The 18,456-nt window shown below is 57.1% G+C and carries 20 protein-coding genes and 1 tRNA gene; 13 read left to right on the top strand and 8 right to left on the bottom strand.

The genetic code is table 11. The features are described from left to right. Positions 1-76: 76 nt before the first annotated feature. Entirely contained in the window at positions 77-889 is an 813-nt protein-coding gene (locus ACOZ42_RS03900; protein ID WP_039943730.1) for a TOBE domain-containing protein, read from the top strand. Here ACOZ42_RS03900 and ACOZ42_RS03895 read toward each other — a convergent pair. From ACOZ42_RS03895 to modA, 3 genes are read right to left on the bottom strand one after another with little or no spacing between them, the layout of a single operon-like run. After that, positions 879-1,580 carry an ATP-binding cassette domain-containing protein gene (locus ACOZ42_RS03895; protein WP_003803409.1) on the bottom strand — a complete coding sequence of 234 codons (702 nt, stop codon included), beginning with the start codon at positions 1,578-1,580 and terminating at the stop codon, positions 879-881. The two genes, ACOZ42_RS03900 and ACOZ42_RS03895, sit on opposite strands and share 11 nt — an antisense overlap. Then, positions 1,577-2,257: a molybdate ABC transporter permease subunit gene (gene modB / locus ACOZ42_RS03890; RefSeq protein WP_003803411.1), complete on the bottom strand. Its 681-nt coding sequence runs from the start codon at positions 2,255-2,257 to the stop codon at positions 1,577-1,579. The genes ACOZ42_RS03895 and modB overlap by 4 nt, the downstream gene beginning before the upstream one ends. Before the next feature lie 18 nt (positions 2,258-2,275). Beyond that, entirely contained in the window at positions 2,276-3,025 is a 750-nt protein-coding gene (modA, locus tag ACOZ42_RS03885) for a molybdate ABC transporter substrate-binding protein (protein WP_003803413.1), read from the bottom strand. 185 nt (positions 3,026-3,210) lie between these two features. Between modA and xerD the strand changes: the two genes are divergently transcribed. The 3 genes from xerD to ACOZ42_RS03870 all read left to right on the top strand — a co-directional run bounded on the left by xerD (position 3,211) and on the right by ACOZ42_RS03870 (position 5,965). Next, the gene (gene xerD / locus ACOZ42_RS03880) at positions 3,211-4,107 is read left to right on the top strand and encodes a site-specific tyrosine recombinase XerD (protein ID WP_039943829.1); all 897 of its coding nucleotides are present in this window, start codon (positions 3,211-3,213) and stop codon (positions 4,105-4,107) included. A 15-nt stretch (positions 4,108-4,122) separates the two neighbouring features. After that, on the top strand, positions 4,123-4,617 hold the full coding sequence (gene ybaK, locus ACOZ42_RS03875; protein ID WP_131071345.1) for a Cys-tRNA(Pro) deacylase: 495 nt from the start codon (positions 4,123-4,125) through the stop codon (positions 4,615-4,617). Positions 4,618-4,738: 121 nt separating this feature from the next. Next, a complete protein-coding gene (locus ACOZ42_RS03870) occupies positions 4,739-5,965 on the top strand; it encodes an MFS transporter (protein ID WP_426345566.1) in 1,227 nt (408 codons plus the stop codon). A gap of 496 nt (positions 5,966-6,461) precedes the next feature. Here the strand turns inward: ACOZ42_RS03870 and ACOZ42_RS03865 are convergent, their stop codons facing one another. Continuing rightward, the gene (locus ACOZ42_RS03865) at positions 6,462-7,073 is read right to left on the bottom strand and encodes an NAD(P)-dependent oxidoreductase (protein ID WP_336579777.1); all 612 of its coding nucleotides are present in this window, start codon (positions 7,071-7,073) and stop codon (positions 6,462-6,464) included. 151 nt (positions 7,074-7,224) lie between these two features. On the opposite strand from ACOZ42_RS03865, the gene ACOZ42_RS03860 reads away from it, so the two are divergent. Further along, positions 7,225-7,614, top strand: a complete 390-nt coding sequence (locus tag ACOZ42_RS03860) for a winged helix-turn-helix transcriptional regulator (RefSeq protein ID WP_003803422.1) — start codon at positions 7,225-7,227, stop codon at positions 7,612-7,614. A gap of 74 nt (positions 7,615-7,688) precedes the next feature. On the opposite strand, the gene ACOZ42_RS03855 is transcribed toward ACOZ42_RS03860, so the two are convergent. After that, positions 7,689-8,114 (bottom strand): PACE efflux transporter, encoded by a 426-nt coding sequence (locus ACOZ42_RS03855; RefSeq protein WP_003803423.1) that lies wholly within the window; start codon positions 8,112-8,114, stop codon positions 7,689-7,691. Between ACOZ42_RS03855 and ACOZ42_RS03850 the strand changes: the two genes are divergently transcribed. Next, positions 8,113-8,238, top strand: a complete 126-nt coding sequence (locus tag ACOZ42_RS03850) for a hypothetical protein (RefSeq protein WP_426345565.1) — start codon at positions 8,113-8,115, stop codon at positions 8,236-8,238. The genes ACOZ42_RS03855 and ACOZ42_RS03850 overlap by 2 nt on opposite strands. Before the next feature lie 201 nt (positions 8,239-8,439). Continuing rightward, on the top strand, positions 8,440-9,051 hold the full coding sequence (locus ACOZ42_RS03845; protein WP_131071342.1) for a ferritin-like domain-containing protein: 612 nt from the start codon (positions 8,440-8,442) through the stop codon (positions 9,049-9,051). 27 nt (positions 9,052-9,078) lie between these two features. Here ACOZ42_RS03845 and ACOZ42_RS03840 read toward each other — a convergent pair whose 3' ends face one another. Both ACOZ42_RS03840 and ACOZ42_RS03835 read right to left on the bottom strand, forming a co-directional pair. Next, on the bottom strand, positions 9,079-9,558 hold the full coding sequence (locus ACOZ42_RS03840) for a low affinity iron permease family protein (RefSeq protein ID WP_059318709.1): 480 nt from the start codon (positions 9,556-9,558) through the stop codon (positions 9,079-9,081). A 1,052-nt stretch (positions 9,559-10,610) separates the two neighbouring features. Continuing rightward, a tRNA-Arg gene (locus ACOZ42_RS03835) sits at positions 10,611-10,685 on the bottom strand. A 550-nt stretch (positions 10,686-11,235) separates the two neighbouring features. On the opposite strand from ACOZ42_RS03835, the gene dctP reads away from it, so the two are divergent. From dctP to ACOZ42_RS03805, 6 genes are read left to right on the top strand one after another with little or no spacing between them, the layout of a single operon-like run. Then, the gene (gene dctP, locus ACOZ42_RS03830; RefSeq protein ID WP_003803428.1) at positions 11,236-12,294 is read left to right on the top strand and encodes a TRAP transporter substrate-binding protein DctP; all 1,059 of its coding nucleotides are present in this window, start codon (positions 11,236-11,238) and stop codon (positions 12,292-12,294) included. 26 nt (positions 12,295-12,320) lie between these two features. Next, a complete protein-coding gene (locus ACOZ42_RS03825) occupies positions 12,321-12,842 on the top strand; it encodes a TRAP transporter small permease subunit (RefSeq protein WP_003803430.1) in 522 nt (173 codons plus the stop codon). Further along, positions 12,839-14,158 (top strand): TRAP transporter large permease, encoded by a 1,320-nt coding sequence (locus tag ACOZ42_RS03820; protein WP_003803433.1) that lies wholly within the window; start codon positions 12,839-12,841, stop codon positions 14,156-14,158. The genes ACOZ42_RS03825 and ACOZ42_RS03820 overlap by 4 nt, the downstream gene beginning before the upstream one ends. Positions 14,159-14,183: 25 nt before the next feature. After that, the gene (locus ACOZ42_RS03815; RefSeq protein WP_240209008.1) at positions 14,184-14,834 is read left to right on the top strand and encodes a GntR family transcriptional regulator; all 651 of its coding nucleotides are present in this window, start codon (positions 14,184-14,186) and stop codon (positions 14,832-14,834) included. A gap of 35 nt (positions 14,835-14,869) precedes the next feature. Continuing rightward, the gene (locus ACOZ42_RS03810) at positions 14,870-15,757 is read left to right on the top strand and encodes a dihydrodipicolinate synthase family protein (RefSeq protein WP_003803436.1); all 888 of its coding nucleotides are present in this window, start codon (positions 14,870-14,872) and stop codon (positions 15,755-15,757) included. After that, positions 15,758-17,242, top strand: coding sequence for an aldehyde dehydrogenase (locus ACOZ42_RS03805; RefSeq protein WP_426345564.1), 1,485 nt, complete (start codon positions 15,758-15,760; stop codon positions 17,240-17,242). It abuts the gene before it with no gap. Positions 17,243-17,379: 137 nt separating this feature from the next. Here the strand turns inward: ACOZ42_RS03805 and ACOZ42_RS03800 are convergent, their stop codons facing one another. Beyond that, positions 17,380-18,381: a LysR substrate-binding domain-containing protein gene (locus ACOZ42_RS03800; RefSeq protein ID WP_219235735.1), complete on the bottom strand. Its 1,002-nt coding sequence runs from the start codon at positions 18,379-18,381 to the stop codon at positions 17,380-17,382. Positions 18,382-18,456 lie beyond the last annotated feature (75 nt).

Here is an 18,456-nt window from a genome sequence, read left to right as displayed (position 1 = left end):
AACAGCAAGCAGCGCTGACCGGGCCATTGTACCGACGCTCTATCACTTGTTTGTTCCCGCACTTACACTTAGCACCATGTCTAGCTCAAACACCCCCAACACTGAATTAACCGGCAGCTTGTCGCTGCGTACTGGCGACCATACCTGGGGCAGCGCACGCCGCATGGCTTTGCTGGCTGCCATTGCTGAGCAAGGCTCGATCTCTGCCGCGGCTCGCCATATTGGCATCAGCTACAAGGCGGCCTGGGACGCCATCGACATCATGAACAATATGGCGGGCGAACCCCTGGTGCTGCGCAGCACCGGAGGCCATCGCGGCGGCGGTGCCACCCTGACCCCAAAAGCCGAAGAACTGCTGGAGCTCTATCAGACCTATGACCGGCTGCACCAGCGTTTCATGAACCGTATTGGCCGTTTGATGCCTACCGTAGCCACTCAGATGGAGTTACTCCAAACCATGATTATGCAAACCTCGGCTCGCAACCAGCTTCCCGGCATCGTCACCACGATCAAGGCCGGTGCCGTCAACGATGAAATTCATGTGGACATTGGCCAGGGCCAAACGGTTGTGGCCTCCATCACCCATGAAAGCACTGAGAACCTGGGCTTGCGCGAAGGACAGAAAGTGCTGGCCTTTCTGAAATCGTCTTCGATCATGATTGGGACCAGTGACACACGCAGCACGCTCTCCGCACGCAATCAGTTGCCTGGCACGATTACGGATGTCATTAACGGTGCGGTCAATGCCGAAGTCCGCCTGGAGCTGCCACAGGGCCTGACAGTCACTGCCAGCATCACGCTGGACAGCACCGAGCATCTACAACTGAAAGCAGGCCAGGCAGCCTATGCCCTGTTCAAAGCGTCCAGTGTGATGATTGCTACGCTGTAAGCGCGCTCAAGTCCGCGCTGGCACAGCACTCCAGGACGCGCCCATCCCGAATGCGATAGACCTCCTCGACCAGCACTCGGGCATCCTCGGGGTCATGGGTAATCAGGATGGTAGGAATATCAATCTGCTTTTGCAACTGGGCCAGCTCGGCGCGCAAACGGCTGCGCAAGTCCTGATCCAGCGCAGCCAAAGGCTCATCCAGCAACAGTAACCGCGGTTCAAGCGCCAGGGCCCGTGCCAAGGCACAGCGTTGCTTTTGCCCGCCTGATAACTGGGCCGGGTAGCTGCCAAGCACCGACTCCAGCTCAAACGCTTCGACCCATCGCTGGGCGGCGGCGGGCAGGGTCCGTACAGAGCGATTGAACAAACCCTTGTTCAGGCCAAAGCAGATATTTTGTGCAGCAGTCAGGTGCGGAAACAGACCATAATCCTGAAACAGATAAGCGACCCGGCGCTCGCGCGGCTTCAGATTGATGCCTGCCTCGGAATCGAAATAAAGCTGCCCGTCAATCTGGATGCGGCCACGCTCAGGGCGCAACAAACCGGCCACACTTTGCACCGTCAAAGACTTGCCCGAACCCGAAGGCCCATAAAGGGCGATATGACGGGCTTCGGTCTGAATCTGTATATTCAGCTCGAAGCGGCGCGCCTCGCTGAACACGCTGCGTTGAATCTGTACCGTCAGGCTCATTGCATCCCTCTTTTACGACGCACATGACGTGGTGACAGCGCACTGGTACTCCACAAGACCAGTACGCACGTCACTGAAATAATCGCCACCAGCACCAGGGCCTGCTGATCCTCGCCCGCCTGGACGGCCTCGTAAATGGCAATCGACATGGTCTGGGTACGACCCGGTATGCTGCCGGCAATCATCAAGGTCGCCCCAAACTCGCCCAGGGCACGGGCAAAGGCCAGCAAGACGCCGGCCATAATGCCACGCGCCGCCAGAGGCAGGCTGACACGAAAGAAGATCGCCAAGGGTTTGAGGCCCAGCACACTGGCAGCATTTTCCAAACGCGGGTCCACATCCTCAAACGCGGCGCGGGCCGCTTTCAGTATCATCGGGAAAGCGACCACCGTCGCAGCTATTACCGCCCCCTGCCAGGTAAAAACCAGTTCAATCCCCATGCTGGAGAGCCACTGACCCACACTGCTGCGCCGGCCCAGCAGAACCAGCAAGTAATAGCCGATCACCGTAGGGGGTAAAACCATGGGCAAGGTCAGGACGGAGTCGAGCAGATCGCACCAGCGCGACTGCCAGCGCGACAGGGCATAGGCCAGCCCTATACCCAGCACACAGGCCAGCAGGGTCGCCCAACCGGCGACCTTGAGCGATAGGCTCAGGGGAATCCAAAGTGAAGTCATCCTGCAATCAATATCCTGTCAAGGTTGGGCAAAACCGTATTTTGCCAGCACTGCCTGGCCAGACTCGGACATGACGAAATCCTGGAAGGCCTGCGCCTTGTCGTGACGACCATCACGCTGGACCAGCGCGATGGGGTAAGTGACCGGCTCGGTCGTCTTGAGTACTTCCAGCACCTGAACCTTGTCGCTCATGATGGCAGCATCCGTTGCGAAAACAAACCCGGCTTCCACCTCCCCCCGAGCCACATAATCGAGCACCTGGCGCACATTCTGCCCCAGAATCTCGCGTTGCTTCACGGCTTCCCACTGCCCGGCTTTTTCCAAAGCCGCCTGGGTGTAGCGGCCAACGGGGACGACAGCAGGGTTGCCCAAAGCCACGCGCTTGACTTCGGGCTTGCCCAGATCGCCGGCATTGGTCACTTTGGCAGGATTGTCAGCAGGCACAATCAGCACAACCTGATTTTGTACAAAATTCTTGCGTGTAGCAGGGTCAAGCACCTTGGCCTGCTCGGCCTTGTTCATGGCCTTCTGATCTGCCGAGGCGAACACATCCACGGGGGCACCGTTGATGATCTGCTGCAGCAACACGTCCGAGGCGGCAAAGCTGGTCAGCACTTTGGTGCCCGGGTTTTCAGCCTCAAACTGGCCTGCCAGTTCCTTGAAGGCATTGGTCAGGCTGGCAGCAGCGGCCACCACCAACTCATCGGCTTGGGCTGTGCCTTGCAGAAACAGGGATAAGGCGGCTACCGATACGACACGTTTGAACATGATTTTCTCCTCCGGAACGGGTGTAGGGCATGAGTATAATCAGGAAATATATATAGGTATATAGCGCAAGTCAGCGCCCCTTGCCGAATGAAGTTCATCATCCGAGAGTGATAGCATGGCGGCTTTCCCCTGTGATCCGCGTTGCCCACGGCACGCTGACCGCCACGCTTGAGCACTTTTCTTTCATGACGCCAGCCAGTCTGATATCCGATTTCATCACCATGCTCTGGTTGCAAGACGGCCTAGCCGCCAACACGCAGCAGGCGTATCGGCAGGATCTGGAACGCCTGCAGGAATGGGCGCAGCGCGAACGCGACGGCAAAGCCCTGGAACAGCTGCAAGCCAGCGATTTGCGCGAATGGATGGCCAGTCAAGCCGATCAGAGCAAGGCCAGCACCGCCAACCGGCGGCTGGCCACCTTGCGTCGCTTTTACAACTGGACGGTACAGGAAGGCATGCGCCAGGACGACCCCTGCCTGGAACTGAGCAGTGCCCGTCAGGCGCCGCGCGTCCCGCATACCTTGTCTGAAGAACAGGTCGAGCGTCTGCTGGCCGCACCAGATATCCACCATCCCCTGGGCTTGCGCGACCGCTGCATGCTGGAGACCTTGTATGCCTGCGGTTTGCGTGTCACCGAACTGACTGAATTACCCTTGCAGAACCTGAGCCTGAGTGATGGCGTACTGCGTATTGACCAAGGCAAGGGAGGCAAAGACAGGCTGGTTCCCCTGGGGCAGGAAGCCATGCACTGGGTCGACCGGTATCTACGCGAAGCCCGACCCGCTTTACTGGGACAGCGGCGCAGCGACTTTGTGTTTATTACCGGTCGCGGCACCTGCATGAGCCGACAGTCTTTTTGGCTGATCGTCAAAAAATATGCACTCCAGGCCGGTATCCTGGCCCCCTTGTCCCCGCATGTTCTTCGCCATGCCTTTGCCACTCATCTGCTCAATCATGGGGCGGACTTGCGCGTGGTGCAGATGCTTCTGGGACATGCCGACATTTCCACCACCCAGATTTATACTCATGTGGCGCGTGAACGCTTGAAAGCACTGCACGCGGCCCATCACCCACGCGCCTGAGCGCCCAAGCACGATATGGCAAAAGAAAAACACGTCAGCGAAACACCGGCCACACAGTGGCTGCGTAAAAAAGGCATTTCCTTTAGCGAGCACAGCTACAACTATGTCGACCACGGCGGAGCCATGGAAGCGGCAGCCCAGTTGGGCCTGGACCTGCACCGGGTCGCCAAGACCCTGATCATGGAAGATGAAAACGCCAAACCCTTGATTATCGTCATGCACGGCGACCGCGAAGTCTCCACCAAAAACCTGGCTCGGCAAACCGGGGCAAAAAAAATTGCCCCCTGCAAACCCGAAGTCGCCCAGCGGCATTCCGGCTATCTGGTCGGCGGCACCTCACCCTTTGCTACCCGTAAAGCCATGCCCGTTTGGTTAGAAGAAGAATTGCTGGCGTTCGACACCATTTACATTAATGGCGGACGACGCGGTTATTTGCTGGGTATTCATCCCCAGGTACTGATCGACGTGCTGGGAGCGCGCCCGGTACAGGCCGGTCTGGAAAAAGGCTGAGCGCATCGGGCGGCAAGATGTAGCCACACTGTCCGCCCAGTCGCGTCAGATCCGGCCAGGTGATTGCACCGGCCTGGCTTTTCGCCAGATAATTCAGGCCTGCATAATCAGAGGGGACCCCATGTTTCAATCTTTGCGCCAGCCTGCCGTCATGACGGTGACCCTGGCTGCTGCTGGCATCCTGATGGTCACTATGGGGATCCGTCAATCCTTTGGCCTGTTCGTTGGCCCCATCGATAAAGCAACCGGCATGGGCATCCTGTCCATCAGCTTTGCCATGGCCGTGGGGCAACTGGCCTGGGGCGCAATCCAGCCGATTGCCGGTGCGTGCTCTGACCGTTGGGGCCCCGATCGGGTACTGATCGCGGGCCTGCTGATTCTGGCTCTGGGTTGCGCGGTAAGCCCTTTTATTGGCACCGGCCTGGGCCTGACACTGACGCTGGGGCTGCTGGCCAATATCGGCTCGGGCGCCGCCAGCTTCTCGACGCTGATTGGTGCCGCCGCCCAGCGCATTCCCGATCATGCGCGTGGACAGGCGTCGGGTCTGATCAATGCAGGCGGCTCTTTCGGCCAGTTTGTCTTTGCACCTGTGGTTCAAAAACTGATCGGCTGGGTCGGCTGGATGTCCACGTTTTGGGTCCTGGCGCTAACGGCATTGCTGACCTTGCCACTGATTCGCAAACTCAGCGTGGGCAACAAGGCCCAGAAAGCAGTGGCCTTCACGCCGGCACCGCCTGCCAGCGGGCCAGGCCTGACCCAGACCCTCAAAAATGCTATGAAAGACCGCAGCTACCTGCTGCTGAGCCTGGGGTTTTTCACCTGTGGCTTTCATATTGCCTTTCTGGTCACGCATCTGCCGGGCGAAATTGATCTGTGCGGCCTGCCCCCTTCGGTAGCCAGCTGGTCGCTGGCACTGATTGGTCTGGCAAACATTTTTGGCAGCATTGCCGCCGGTTCCTGCATTGCCCGCTGGCGCAGCAAATACGTATTGGCATTGATGTATGCGTCGCGGGCCGTACTGATTCTGTGGTACTTGATGATGCCCAAAACCGATCTGGTGTTCTATATTTTTGCGGTGGGCCTGGGCTTGACCTGGCTGGCTACCGTGCCGCCGACGGCCAATATTGTCGCCAAGCTATTTGGCACACGCTATCTGGCTACTTTGTTTGGTCTGGCCTTGTTCTCACACCAGATTGGCGGTTTTCTAGGGGCCTGGCTAGGCGGTATTGCCTTGACCCGATTCGGGGACTATAGCTGGATGTGGTGGGCCGATATTGCGTTGGCCACCTTGGCCGCCATCGTCAATCTGCCGATCCGCGAAGCCAAGATCAGGATGCAGACGGCTTAGGCGGCCGGACGTGAAACCCTGCCAAACAACAGCAAAAACGCTGGTCCGTAAAACAGTCCTTTTAACTGCCCCTACAACAAAAAGACCCGTCAGTGATGGCGGGTCTTTTATTTCTGGTACCCATACGCCCTCTTTACACCGGCGCAGAGCATCAAGCCCACGCAACTGGGCTTGAAACAGGGTGTTGATAGTAATGGTGGCCTGCGGCACAGCCTGAATCACCACCCAATGCTCCATGATCTTGCCGTCTGGCGCTTGCGGATGGGGCTGGATATAGTCCTCGGCGCGACAAACACGGCTTCCTGAACCCGATACGGTACGGTTTAAAGACGCTATCGTAAAAATCGATCACTCACTTACGATGGCGTTCTTCCTGCCCCCATCACGAGTTTGCGAATTGACAGCCAACGCTGCATTTGTGCCCAACCAGAAAAAGCCCGCCCACAAAATTGGAGATACCCATCAGATCACATCCTCCCACTATCCCGCTCCTGGCTCAATAACCGACGGTAAAGCGCTGTCGCGAATGAGCCGGTCGCTCAATTTCGTCGACCAACGCGACGGCGTAATCCTCGTAAGAAATCCTGCTGCCTTGGTCGGACACCAAAAGACTGTCTGTACCAATACGGAACGTGCCCGTGCGCTGGCCGGGGCCAAACTCGGCGGAGGGCGACAAGAACGTCCAGTCCAGCTCTTTTTCTTGACGCAGTTGATCCAGAAAGGCGATGCCACCCAGCGCCTCGGCTCGATAAGCATCCGGGAAGGCAGGTTGATCAATCAATCGCTGACCGGGGGCCACGTCCAGACTGGCTGCGCCACCCACCACCAGATAACGCGGCACACCGGCCGCCCGAACCGCCGTAATCAGCTTGGAAGGATCTGAGGACACAAAACGAACTGCGCTGACCGCAATATCGTGTCCTTTCAACAGTGCGATCAATCCATCCAGATCATTCACATCACCCTGAACAGCCCTGACATTGGGCAGGCTGACTATTTTTTCGGGATGGCGGGCAATCGCTGTCACCGTATGACCACGATCCGACAGCTCTTTTAACAGGCGTGAGCCGACTTCGCCAGAAGCCCCTATCAATGCAATACGAGACATAAACGCTCCTTGTGTGCTCAAATAAAGACCTGGTCTATAAAATAGACCATTAAGTGTGATGCTAGACAGTTTTTTGAGCGACCACAAGAAGTCACATCGGCCAGACCAGGTCACACGAAGGTGACTATTGAACCCAGGAAGATCCTCAGCCATGCCCTCATCGAGCACTGCTCCACCCGCTCCCCGTCCTTTGCAAGAAGAATTTGCGCAGCCCTGCCCCATTCGAGATGTGCTGGATCGCATTGGCGACCAGTGGAGCCTGCTGATTCTGGAAGCCCTGGCGCCAGGCACCCTGCGATTTAATGAGCTAGGCCGGGAAATTGGTGATATATCGCGCCAAATGCTCTCACGGACTCTCAAACGCCTGGAAACAGACGGGTTTGTTCAGCGAACGCTCTATGCGGAAGTCCCGCCGCGCGTGGAGTACACACTCACTGACCTGGGGCAGTCCTTTCTGACGCCCATGAGAGAACTGGTGAAATGGGCCGATATCCATCACGCCCGCATCTGCCAGGCACGCCGGCAAGCTGAACTGGGCTGAACAGACCGGGAAGCCCAGCCCTGGCCGGATAAGAAAAAAGCCGCTTTACGCGGCTTTTTCATCGACCCCCAGGCTCAGGCGGCGCTGGCCGGCAAGCCAAACACACGGTCAAACGTCCAACTGAAGATGAAGGAGTAAATCAGGAAGAACACTAGAATGGCCACTTCCATACGCAGAGCCTCCAACAGGCCAACCTGATACCACCACATGTACAAAGGCACGATAAACACCACCAGGCCGGCCTCGAAACTAATGGCATGCACACTGCGGCGTAACAGGCTGCGGCCCTTGACGGTTTGTCGGGCCTCCCAGTGTTCAAACGCCGTGTTGAACACATAATTCCAGACTATCGCAATGACTGAGATCGCCACAGCGATAGGGGCGGACTCGGATGCCTTGCCCCCGGCAAAATACGCCAGCAAGAAGGATGAAAAAACAATAGCAAAAAACTCAAACAAACCCACGTAAAAAACGCGGCGTTTCCAACCTTGGAGTGTCATGACTACCCTGCTGCAGTGCATCAGCCTGGCACTGGAGAACACCCAGCCGGACGAGACGATGCGTTCAACAATGAGTCGCAGCCCGCTGCGGCAGCCCTTTGAGCCGGCACCGTCACTGCGATAAAGCGCACAATCCTACCACAAGCCGGCAAGGGCTTTAGCCAGTCATCGGCAATAAGCCTTTTCAACCTGAACACACGCCGTTTGTTACCTGGGGCTTACGTCATTCACAGCCCGTATCACTCCCCATCAAATCGCATAATCTGTTAGCGCCAGAGCCTTTAAGGTGAAGCTTCCTACCTTAACTTTTGGACTGGAGCGAACGATGACAAGCCATAAAGCCAACACCGAACAGCTGCATGAACTTCTGTATCAAGCCCTGGAAACCGAATTAGGCGGGGAACTAGTCTATAAGTCGGCCATCTCCTGCGCACAGAACCCGAACCTGAAAAAAGAATGGGAAGGCTATCTGGACGAAACCATGACACATCAACAAGTGTTAATGCGTATTTTCGAGCAGCTGAACCTGGACCCTGCCAAGCAAACTCCTGGCCGACAAGTCTTAAAGCATATCGCCACGGCGCTGGTCAAGGCCATGGAACTGGCCAAGCAAGCGGGCGACCCCAACGCTGCTGAGCTGGTGGCCTCTGAATGTGTCATTCTGGCCGAAACCAAAGATCACCTGAACTGGCAGTTGATTGGACTGGTTGGCGAACAAAGCAAGGACAAGACACTGGCCTCCTTGCTTAAACAGGCCCATGATGCAGTCGCGCCCGATGAAGGTCACCACCTCTACCATACGCAAGGCTGGTCACGCGAACTTTGGATTCAGTCCTTGGGCTTTCCCGCCGTGCTGCCCCCACCGGAAGAGCAAAAACAGGTCGAAACACCAATCGGAGCCTCACGGGCCGAGCAGCAACGCAGCAAAATGCTTTAATAAAAAGGGCCTTACGGCCCTTTTTCTTTATGCGTCCCCATCCAGACGGCGGCGTGCCTTCAAGGCAATCGCAGAATAGTAGGCCTCCAGCTTCTTGAGCTGTTTCTCATCCAGCTCTTCCACATCAATCAGACGCTCATTGGCATCCGTCAAGGAAATAATAAGTTCATCGAGCTTGATGTGTATGGCCTTGCTGTCCTTGTTTTGATTTTGCTGAATCAAGAACACCATTAAAAACGTAATAATGGTGGTGCCGGTATTGATAATTAGCTGCCAGGTTTCCGAATAATTAAAATAAGGGCCGGACAAGGCCCATACCAGCACAGCCAGCACCGCAACGGAAAACATGATAGGAGAGCCGGCAAAGCGTGTCACTGCCTTGGCGAAACGGTCGAAAAAACCGTCTATGGAATCAGGTTTGCAAGGTTTCACAAACGGTGGCGACTGATCCCGACAATCCGAGGAAAACATCTCGTCCTTGTCCAGAAAATCCTTGTCGTTTTTCATGGCTAATCCCTCCTAAATAAAGGCAGTGTAGTCCGGGCTTAGCCGCATATATTTCAAATAAAAACGAAACTGGGCAAAATTAAAACAGGTTTCAAACCATGACACGTTTTCCGCCCGATGGCTCGGTAAACCACACGTACGCTGCCCCTTTCGCCCTGACGGCCCCCAAAGCCAGCAACTGAGCACAAGGCGCGAAAGCTCGCATGCCTTGCAGCTGCGCAGACTTGTTGCAGCGCGCCTCAGCCCTGCGGCAAGCGGGCAATGTCTGAGCATAAGCAAACGTTTCCAAGGCTTGCTGGTCCCCTCGATTTACGGCTGTTTGCGAACGAAATATTTTTTTACAGGTGACACTACCCAAGACACATCAAGATTTGTAAGATGCGGTCTGACTAGCTTGCTTTCAGTTTGATAGTTTTTGTAGAAAGTAGCTTGCAGTCTTTTTTCAAACACCCTATTCATCGCCTTTATTTAAAAAGGAGCAAGAAGTGGGCAAAATCGACCATAAAGGCATGTGCATTTTGTGCCAAAACCTGCCTCTTTCCAAGGCGCACACCCCAAAACATACCTATATGAAACGCGTCACCCAGGCAGAAAACTGCGGGGCTCAAGGAATACAAAGTCTGTTTTGCTGCACCGTCTGCCAAACTTACTGGCTTTATCAGCAAGACAAATGGGAAAGTTGCCTGGGATTCAAACTTTGGAGCGGGGATTTAAATGACTACCTGTCTTCCACACGAAACTCGGTCAGCACATGGAGTGCAGCCAACGCGCACCGTCACTCGCTCAAGGAACTAGGCAAGCGACCTCTCCATTAGCGCGATGCGCTTTCGCCACCACTGCGATCTTCCGCCTTGTTGGCCGGACCCGCCGGGCGCGGGTCTGCCGCCAGCCTTGTTTTTCACGTGACAAGGCTGGCTCCCTGAAAAGAGGTGGACACACGCCAAGCCCCCGATTCTGCGCAGAATGTCAGGGATCACATCAGGAGGGAACGTCTGGGGTGTCAAAAAGAAGCGTGGCGGACGATACAGCCAGATCGGCTTCCTACCCAGCAATGGCGGGCCCAGCAGGAATCGAACCTGCAATCTTCCCTTAGGAGGGGAAAGTTATATCCATTTAACTATGGGCCCGGCGGGCGTTTCTGCCAGCCAGCAATGCAGAGTCGACACGTACACATAAGCACAAACGAGAGGGGAGGGTTAAGCCCCCGTTCTGCCCCATCGACTGCAAAATGACCGCAAACACACTTTCTGGTTAGGCCTTACCGCGTCTGACGGATTATCAACCACCCACGGCGCTTCACGCAGAAAAGCAGCCGCAAAGTGTATCAGCTAGACCGCAGCGACGAAAGACCCGAAACACGCAAACCCACGATCCAGTCCGTTCGCGGGCCATCGAAAAGCCCCCTCATCCGTATCCCTCCCCCGGCGCACCGCGTGCGTCGCGCCCTAGGCTCCTCGGTACACATCGACCTGCTATTTAACAAGTGGCGCAGGTCTCCCTCTCCAAGCCTCTCCGTCTGCCTGAGCCACCGGCTAGCCCTGCACAACGGTTTAGGACAAACCCCAATCTAAATATGTTGTTAATATATTTATAAAATATTAAGATGCTTTCCATGCTCTCGCCATGGCCTCAGGCCCCTGACAGAGCGGGACGATAAAAAAACCACTGGAGACAAACATGAAAACCAAACTTGGTGCATCCACGCTTGCCGGCTTGTTTTTACTGGGCGGCATGAGCCTGGCACAGGCGGCCGAAATCAGCTGGCGCGTTCCCACTTCCGTACCTGAGGGTTCTCCGTTCTACCAGAACTTTCTGGAGCGCTTTGCAAAGAATGTGAAGTTGATGACGGGTGACCGCGTTGAGATCCAACCCTTTGGGGCCGGAGTCATCGTGCCCGCCCTCAAGGTATTTGAAGCGGTAGAGACAGGTGTGGTGGAAGCGGGTCACTCCACCTCCAGCTACCTGGTCAATCAGGACCCGGCCAATGCCATTTTTGCGGGCTATCCCGGTGGTATGGGGCCCGATGCGTACCGCGTCTGGCTGTATGAAGGCGGCGGCAAGGAAAAGTTGCAGGAGCTGCGCGCCAAAAGTGGGCTGAAAACCATGATTGTGGGTTTGGGGTCCACGGAAGTCATGGCCCACTCCAACACCCCCATCCGTACCGCAGAGGACCTGAAGGGTCTGAAGTACCGCACGTCTGGCGCCTGGGCGGATGTGATGAAAGACTATTTCGGCGCCGTTCCCACGGTTGTGCCCCCTGGCGACACCTACACGCTGTTGCAGCGCAAAGGGGTAGACGCGGTGGAATGGGCCACCCCCTCCTCGAACACGCCCGAAGGTTTTCATCAGGCGGCCAAGTATATCGTCGTGCCCGGTGTACACCAGCCCACCTTCATGTGGGAAGTCGTGCTCAAGCAAGACACCTGGGACAAAGTTCCCGCCGATCTGCAACAGCTTATCGAGGCTGCCGCAGAGCTGACCACCCACCAATCGCTGGACTACTTCTATAACGCCGACATCAAGGCCATGGAAAAGTATCGTCAGGGGCGCAACGAGGTCATTACGCTGGACCCTGCCTTCATCAAACAGTTGGCCGATGCCGGTAATGACTGGGTTCACAAGAAAGCCGACGCCCAGGCACAGTCGGGCAACGACTACATGAAAAACCTGCTCGCCGACTACGATGGGTTTCTGAACCGCTGGCGCAGCGAAAGCAACTACCTGATCCGCGACTAAGTCCTACTTTCTGAAGGAGAGCTGCCATGCTGCAGCCTATTTCAAAACTGATCGACTTGATCGCCCTTGCCAGCGCCAGGCTGGCAGAACTGGCCGCAGCCATTCTGGTTACGGCCATGGTGTGGGAAGTCTTTGCACGCTACGTTCTGCATGCCCCCACGGTCTGGGCGTTCGATGTGGCCTACATGATGAACGGTGCCATTTTCCTGTTGGGCACGGCCTGGGTCATGCGCCAGAACGAACACATCAGCATTGATGTGGTTCGCAAGCACTTGCCCAAGTCCTTTGCTCGCATTTCAGACCTGGTCCTGTATCTGCTGGTGCTGTTTCCTTTGTTTGCCGTGTTGAGCAAAGTCAGCATTCACAAAGCCTGGATGGCCTGGAAGCTGAATGAGGTCGAGATGGTCAGCCCCTGGGCTCCGCTCATGTGGCCGTTTTACGCCTGCATCGCCCTGGGCCTGATCGCCTTTACCCTGCAACTGCTGGCGCATGGCGTGCGCTGTGCCGCCAAGCAAGCGGGCCCTGAGCACACGGAGGTGACGCCATGAATTTATGGGTCGCCGCACTGATGTTCCCAGCCTTGTTTCTGCTGATTTTTCAGGGCATGCCGGTAGCATTTGCCTTGATTCTGCCCGCCTTTCTGGCAGGGTGGTACGCCTTTGGCCCCATGATTTTTGACCAGATGTATGGCGCCTTGTACGGAGCGGCCACCAACCATATCCTGTCGGCCATTCCCATGTTTGTGCTGATGGGCGCCTTGCTGGAGCGTTCAGGCATTGCTGCACGCCTGTTTCGCACCATGCAGCTTTGGCTGGGCGGACTGCCTGGCGGGCTGGCCATTGCCACCATCGCCATGGCGGCTACCTTTGCCGCTGCCGCAGGCGTGGTCGGGGCGGTGGAAATCATGGTCGGGCTGATGGCCATTCCAGCCATGAAACGCTTTCGCTACAACAACTCCCTGATTGCAGGCACGATCTGCGCTGGCGGATCGTTAGGCACCATGATTCCACCCTCGGTGGTGGCGGTGGTCTATGCCTCCCTGGCCCAGGTACCGGTAGGGGAATTGTTTGCGGCCATGCTTTTTCCCGGTCTGCTGATGACTGGCATGTTTGTGGCCTATATCCTCATTGCCACCACGCTCAAGCCGGAGCTGGGCCCACGAGCCGATGACGAGGACATGCGCCGGCCTATCGGAGAAAAAATCAGTATCACCATGCGTGGTCTGGTTCCCATGATGCTGCTGATCATCGCTGTATTGGGCTCCTTGATGAAAGGCATCGCCTCCCCCACCGAGGCAGCCGCCCTGGGCGCTGCGGCTGCGGCTGTTCTGTGCATGTTCTATCGTCAGTTCAACTGGACGGTCTTTAGCGGCGCCTTGCGCATTACCGTGCGCATTACCGCCATGATCATGTTGATTGTGGCCGGGGGCACCATGTTTACCGGGGCGTTTGCTGCCAATGGCGGCGCCAGACTGGTGCAAATGCTGACCAGCGATCTGGGACTGGGCAGTACCGGTACGATCATCCTGTTTCTGGCTATTGTGTTCCTGCTGGGTTTTGTGCTGGACTGGACCGCCAACGTGCTCATTTGCGTGCCCTTGTTCCTGCCCTTTATTGTGGCAAGTGGCCTGGACCCCTTATGGTTTGGCGTGATGGTCATCGTTGTGATTCAGACCAGTTACCTGACGCCTCCCTTGGCCTCGTCGATCTTCTATCTCTTGTCGATTGCCCCGAAAGACATGAGCTACGGGCAGGTTTGCCGGGGTGTTCTGCCCTTCATTCTTGCCCAACTGCTGACCCTGCTGATCGTCGCCCTGTTCCCGGCAATTGCCACTTGGCTGCCCCAGCAAGTATCCGGCTTCTAATGCCATTTTTTATATTGGAGTCCCTGTGAGTAGCGCCCCCTCCCCCTCTTCTCGTGCCGCTGAAGTCGCCTACCAAGCGATTGAGCAGTTAATTGCCACACTCAAACTGGAGCCTGGCCAGGCCATTGTGGAAAGTGATCTGGTGGAAATGACGGGCCTTGGGCGTACCCCCTTGCGCGAAGCCCTGATGCGCATGGTGGCCTTGGGGCTGATCGAGCAGCAACCACGCCGCGGGCTGCGCGTCAGCGAAATCCGCGTAGCAGAGCATTTAACCCTGATCGAAACGCGTCGGGTCCTGGAACGTCTGATTGTGCAAGGCGCAGCCCGCTGGGCCACCCCGGCCCAGCGCAGCACCTTGCTGGCTCACGCACAGACCATGGTAGACGCCGCCGACGCCAAAGACATCGACGCCTACATGCTGGCAGACCAGCATCTGGATGAGGTGATCCATCAGGCCTGCCGCAACACCTTCGCTGTACAAGCCGTCACCCCCATGATCGTTCAATGCCGACGATTCTGGTATGCCTACCAATATGAAGGCGATCTGGAAGCCGGAGCGCAGGCCCATCTGACCCTGGCTCAAGGCATTCAGGACGGCGATCCCGACAAGGCCTTGCAGGGCTCGGAGACACTGATGGCCTACCTCAGTGCCTTCACCCGCAAAGTCATTGAATAACGCTATAGACCAACACCTAATAATCTGGAGACATCATGAAGCTGAACGGAATTCTCGTTCCTATCGTTACCCCCTTTGACGCCAACAACCAGTTAAATGAAGACGCGCTGGTACGTCTGGTGAACTGTTTCATTGAAGCAGGCGTGGGAGGCATCGTGGCCTGCGGAACGACGGGAGAATACTACGCCTTGAGCGCACAAGAGCGCCGCCGCGTGCTGGAAATCGTGGCGCAGACCGGCCGGGGCCGCACCACCCTGATTGCCGGCGTGAACTCCCTGTCACCGGCCGAAGCCATCAGCCGCATCCGCGAGGCAGAAGAGCTGGGCTACGAGGCGCTGATGCTCTCACCCACACCCTACAGCCTGCCCGGACAAAATGAGGTCATCGCCTACTTCAAGGAAGTGGCCGCTGCAACCGACCTGCCGATCGTGATGTACAACTTTCCAGCCCGCATTGGCATCCAGATTGAGCTGGAGTCCGTCTACGAGCTGGCCCAGGTCAAGAACATTGTGGGTATCAAAGAGAGCAGCGGCAACTTCAGCCGGGTCGTGGCCATGGTGAACGCCAATCTTCCTGACTTTCAGGTGGTGTGCGGCTGCGACGATCAGGCAGCCGACTTCTTGTTCTGGGGCGTTCGCAGCTGGATCAGCGGCGGAGCCAACGTCTTTCCTGCGGAACAGGTACAAATGTTGAAAGCGGCCGAACGTGAAGACTGGGCCAGCGTGCGCCAGATGATGAGCGCCATGCTGCCCGCGATCGCGGCCATGGAATCCGGTAACTACAACCAGAAAGCCAAGCTGGGCTGCATCCGCCATGGCATTGATGTGGGCCAGGTTCGCTTGCCGCTGCTGCCCGTCGAGGCCGAGGAGCGCGATCAGTTTCTGGCACAACTCAACACCTTCCAACTGGCACAGGAGGCCTGAATGTCCACGCAGATAGAATCCGTCTTTGCACTGGCCCGCGCCGGCAAGCTGCATGCCTCGCACCTGATCCCCGCCCATCAGGCGGCCGGCCAGGCCCAGCTCGATAACATCAGCCCCATTGATCTAGCGGTCATTGGCAAAATCGCCTCGGGAGAGGCGGCTGACGTGCAGGCGGCGGTCAACGCGGCCCGGGCCAGCTTCGAGTCTGGCGAGTGGTCGGCACAATCTCCGGCTGAGCGCAAAAGAATCATGCTCAAGTGGGTTGCCTTGCTGGAGCAACATGCCCAGGAGCTGGCAGCGCTCGACTGTGTGGACGCCGGCAAACCCATCACAGAATGCCTGAATACCGATATGCCAGCCACCATCGACACCTTCCGCTGGTATGCAGAAACCGCCGACAAATGCTTTGGTCGCATTTCTCCAACCGGCTCCGAGGCACTGGGCCTGATTACCAAAGAGCCGATTGGTGTCGTGGCAGCCGTGCTGCCCTGGAACTTTCCCGCCCAGATGTACGCCTGGAAAGTGGCACCTGCCCTGATATGCGGTAACTCTGTAATTGTGAAGCCCTCCGAGCTGACCAGCCTGAGCGCCTATCGGATGACGCAACTGGCGCACCAGGCTGGCATTCCTGAAGGGGCGCTGATTCTGGTCACGGGCACGGGCGAACAGGTCGGTGAACCGCTCGGCCGCCACGAAGACGTGGACATCGTCTCTTTTACGGGCTCGACCGACGTGGGCCGACTGTTCCTGAAATACTCGGCGGAAAGCAATCTGAAAGAAGTCGTGCTCGAGTGCGGCGGCAAAAGCCCGCAAGTCGTTTTTGACGATGCTGTGCTGGACGAGGCCGTGCCTTCCATTTTGGCGGCAGCCTTCTGGAACATGAGCGAGAACTGCAGCTGCGGCTCACGCTTGATTGTTCACAGCAGCCTGAAAGACGCGCTGCTGCAAAAACTCAAGCAGGGCCTGGAATCCTGGAAAGTGGGTCTGCCTACAGACCCAGAGGTCGCGATTGGTCCGATGGTCGAGCAGGCACACTTTGAAAAAGTCGCCAGCTTTCTGAAGAACCCGGGCAAAAATGCCAAATTGGTTCATGGTGGGCGGATTCACAGCGAACTGGGCAGCGGTTGGTACATCGAACCCACTATTTTCGACGGAATCACGCCGCAAGACCGCCTGTTTCAGGAAGAAGTGTTCGGCCCGGTCCTTGCCGTGAGCACTTTTGACACAGAGGAAGAAGCCATTGCACTGGCCAATGACACCCAATATGGCCTGGCCGCCTCCATCTATACCCATGACGTACGTCGAGCCCAGCGCGTCTCTCGCAAGATCAAGGCTGGAACGGTCTCCATTAATGGGTTTTCCGAAGGCGATATCACGGCGCCCTTTGGAGGCTTCAAGCAGTCTGGCTTTGGCGGCAAGGACAAGGGGATGGAAGCCTTGGACCAGTACCAGCAAACCAAGATGATCTGGTACGTCAACCAATAAGTGGGTTGGAGCCGGCAAGCGGCGCCACAGCTGATCGGCCTTTCAACGCCCCCGCCCCTTGGTACGCCAGTTTGACCAGGGGCTGCGGGGGCGGCGTCCTTTCCAGGGCCGCCCTCCGCTCCCCAACATCCACGGCTTCAGTAAAAGAAGGCCCCTCGCTCCAGCGGTACCGTCTTGTCGGTACACACACGCTTGAGTTCCTGAGCAAACAGTTTGTCCACCGCACGCTGGGGCCCCGCCATCCGTGTGAACAGGGCAATGGGTGCCAAGCCCCACTCGAAGGAATAGGGCACAATCGCCACCCCCGACACCCGCACCAGTTCCTCGGCAATTTCAGTAGGCACCACCGACACGGCACGCGCATGGTTTACGATCAGCTCACCGATCAACTTGGGCGAGGATGTTTCTACGCTGGGCACCGGCTCGGGCAGGCCAGCCCGCAAAAACAGGTTCGCTACCTGCTGTCGCATCGGGGTATGACGTGGTCCCAGAATCCAGTCCAGGTCCTGCAGTTGCGCCCAGTCCAGTTTGCGGCGACCCAGACGTCCCGCCAGCTCCCGGCTGGCAATCAGCCGCGGCTGCTGACTATATAGGGCCTCATGGCGCAGCCCTTTCATATTCAGATCGGGGGAACTGCGTGCAACCACCGCATCCAAGGCATGATCGCGCAGTTGCTCCAGCAAAGTTTCTGTCAGCCCCTCAGTAATGCTGACCGACACCACCTGCCCCTGCGGACGCGTCGCCCGCAAAGCAGTGGACACCAGCTTGCCGGACACCAGCGGAATCACGCCCAAACGCAAATGAGCCTGACGCCCCCGGCTGTGGGCCTGCAAATCCAGGCTCAACAATTCCATGTCCTGGACCAGCGCCCGGGCGCGTGAAATCACAATCTGCCCCTGTGCAGTGGCCTCCATACCCCGGGAGGAACGCAGAAACAGCGACGTACCAAACACCTGCTCGACCTCGGCCAGTGCCTGGGTCACTGCAGGCTGACTCATGGCCATCAAATCCGCCACTTTGGTCAGTGAACCCAGACGTTCAATCTCGATCAGCAAGGCCAGATGGCGCAACTTGAGCCGTTGCACCAAGCGATGCGCGATATCGTTTGTTTCCAAGCCTTTACCTTCCACTATAAGCATTTACTAATAGGGTAATAATAAGCCCTAATAGCCGCGCCAGATTAATTATCTACACTTGTTGAAAACCGGTACTGG

The sequence above is a fragment of the Alcaligenes sp. HNGD-HTN06 genome (assembly GCF_049932565.1).
GTDB lineage: Bacteria > Pseudomonadota > Gammaproteobacteria > Burkholderiales > Burkholderiaceae_B > Alcaligenes > Alcaligenes ammonioxydans.
Note: the sequence above shows the minus strand (reverse complement) of the source record. Positions and strands in the feature narration are given on the sequence as shown.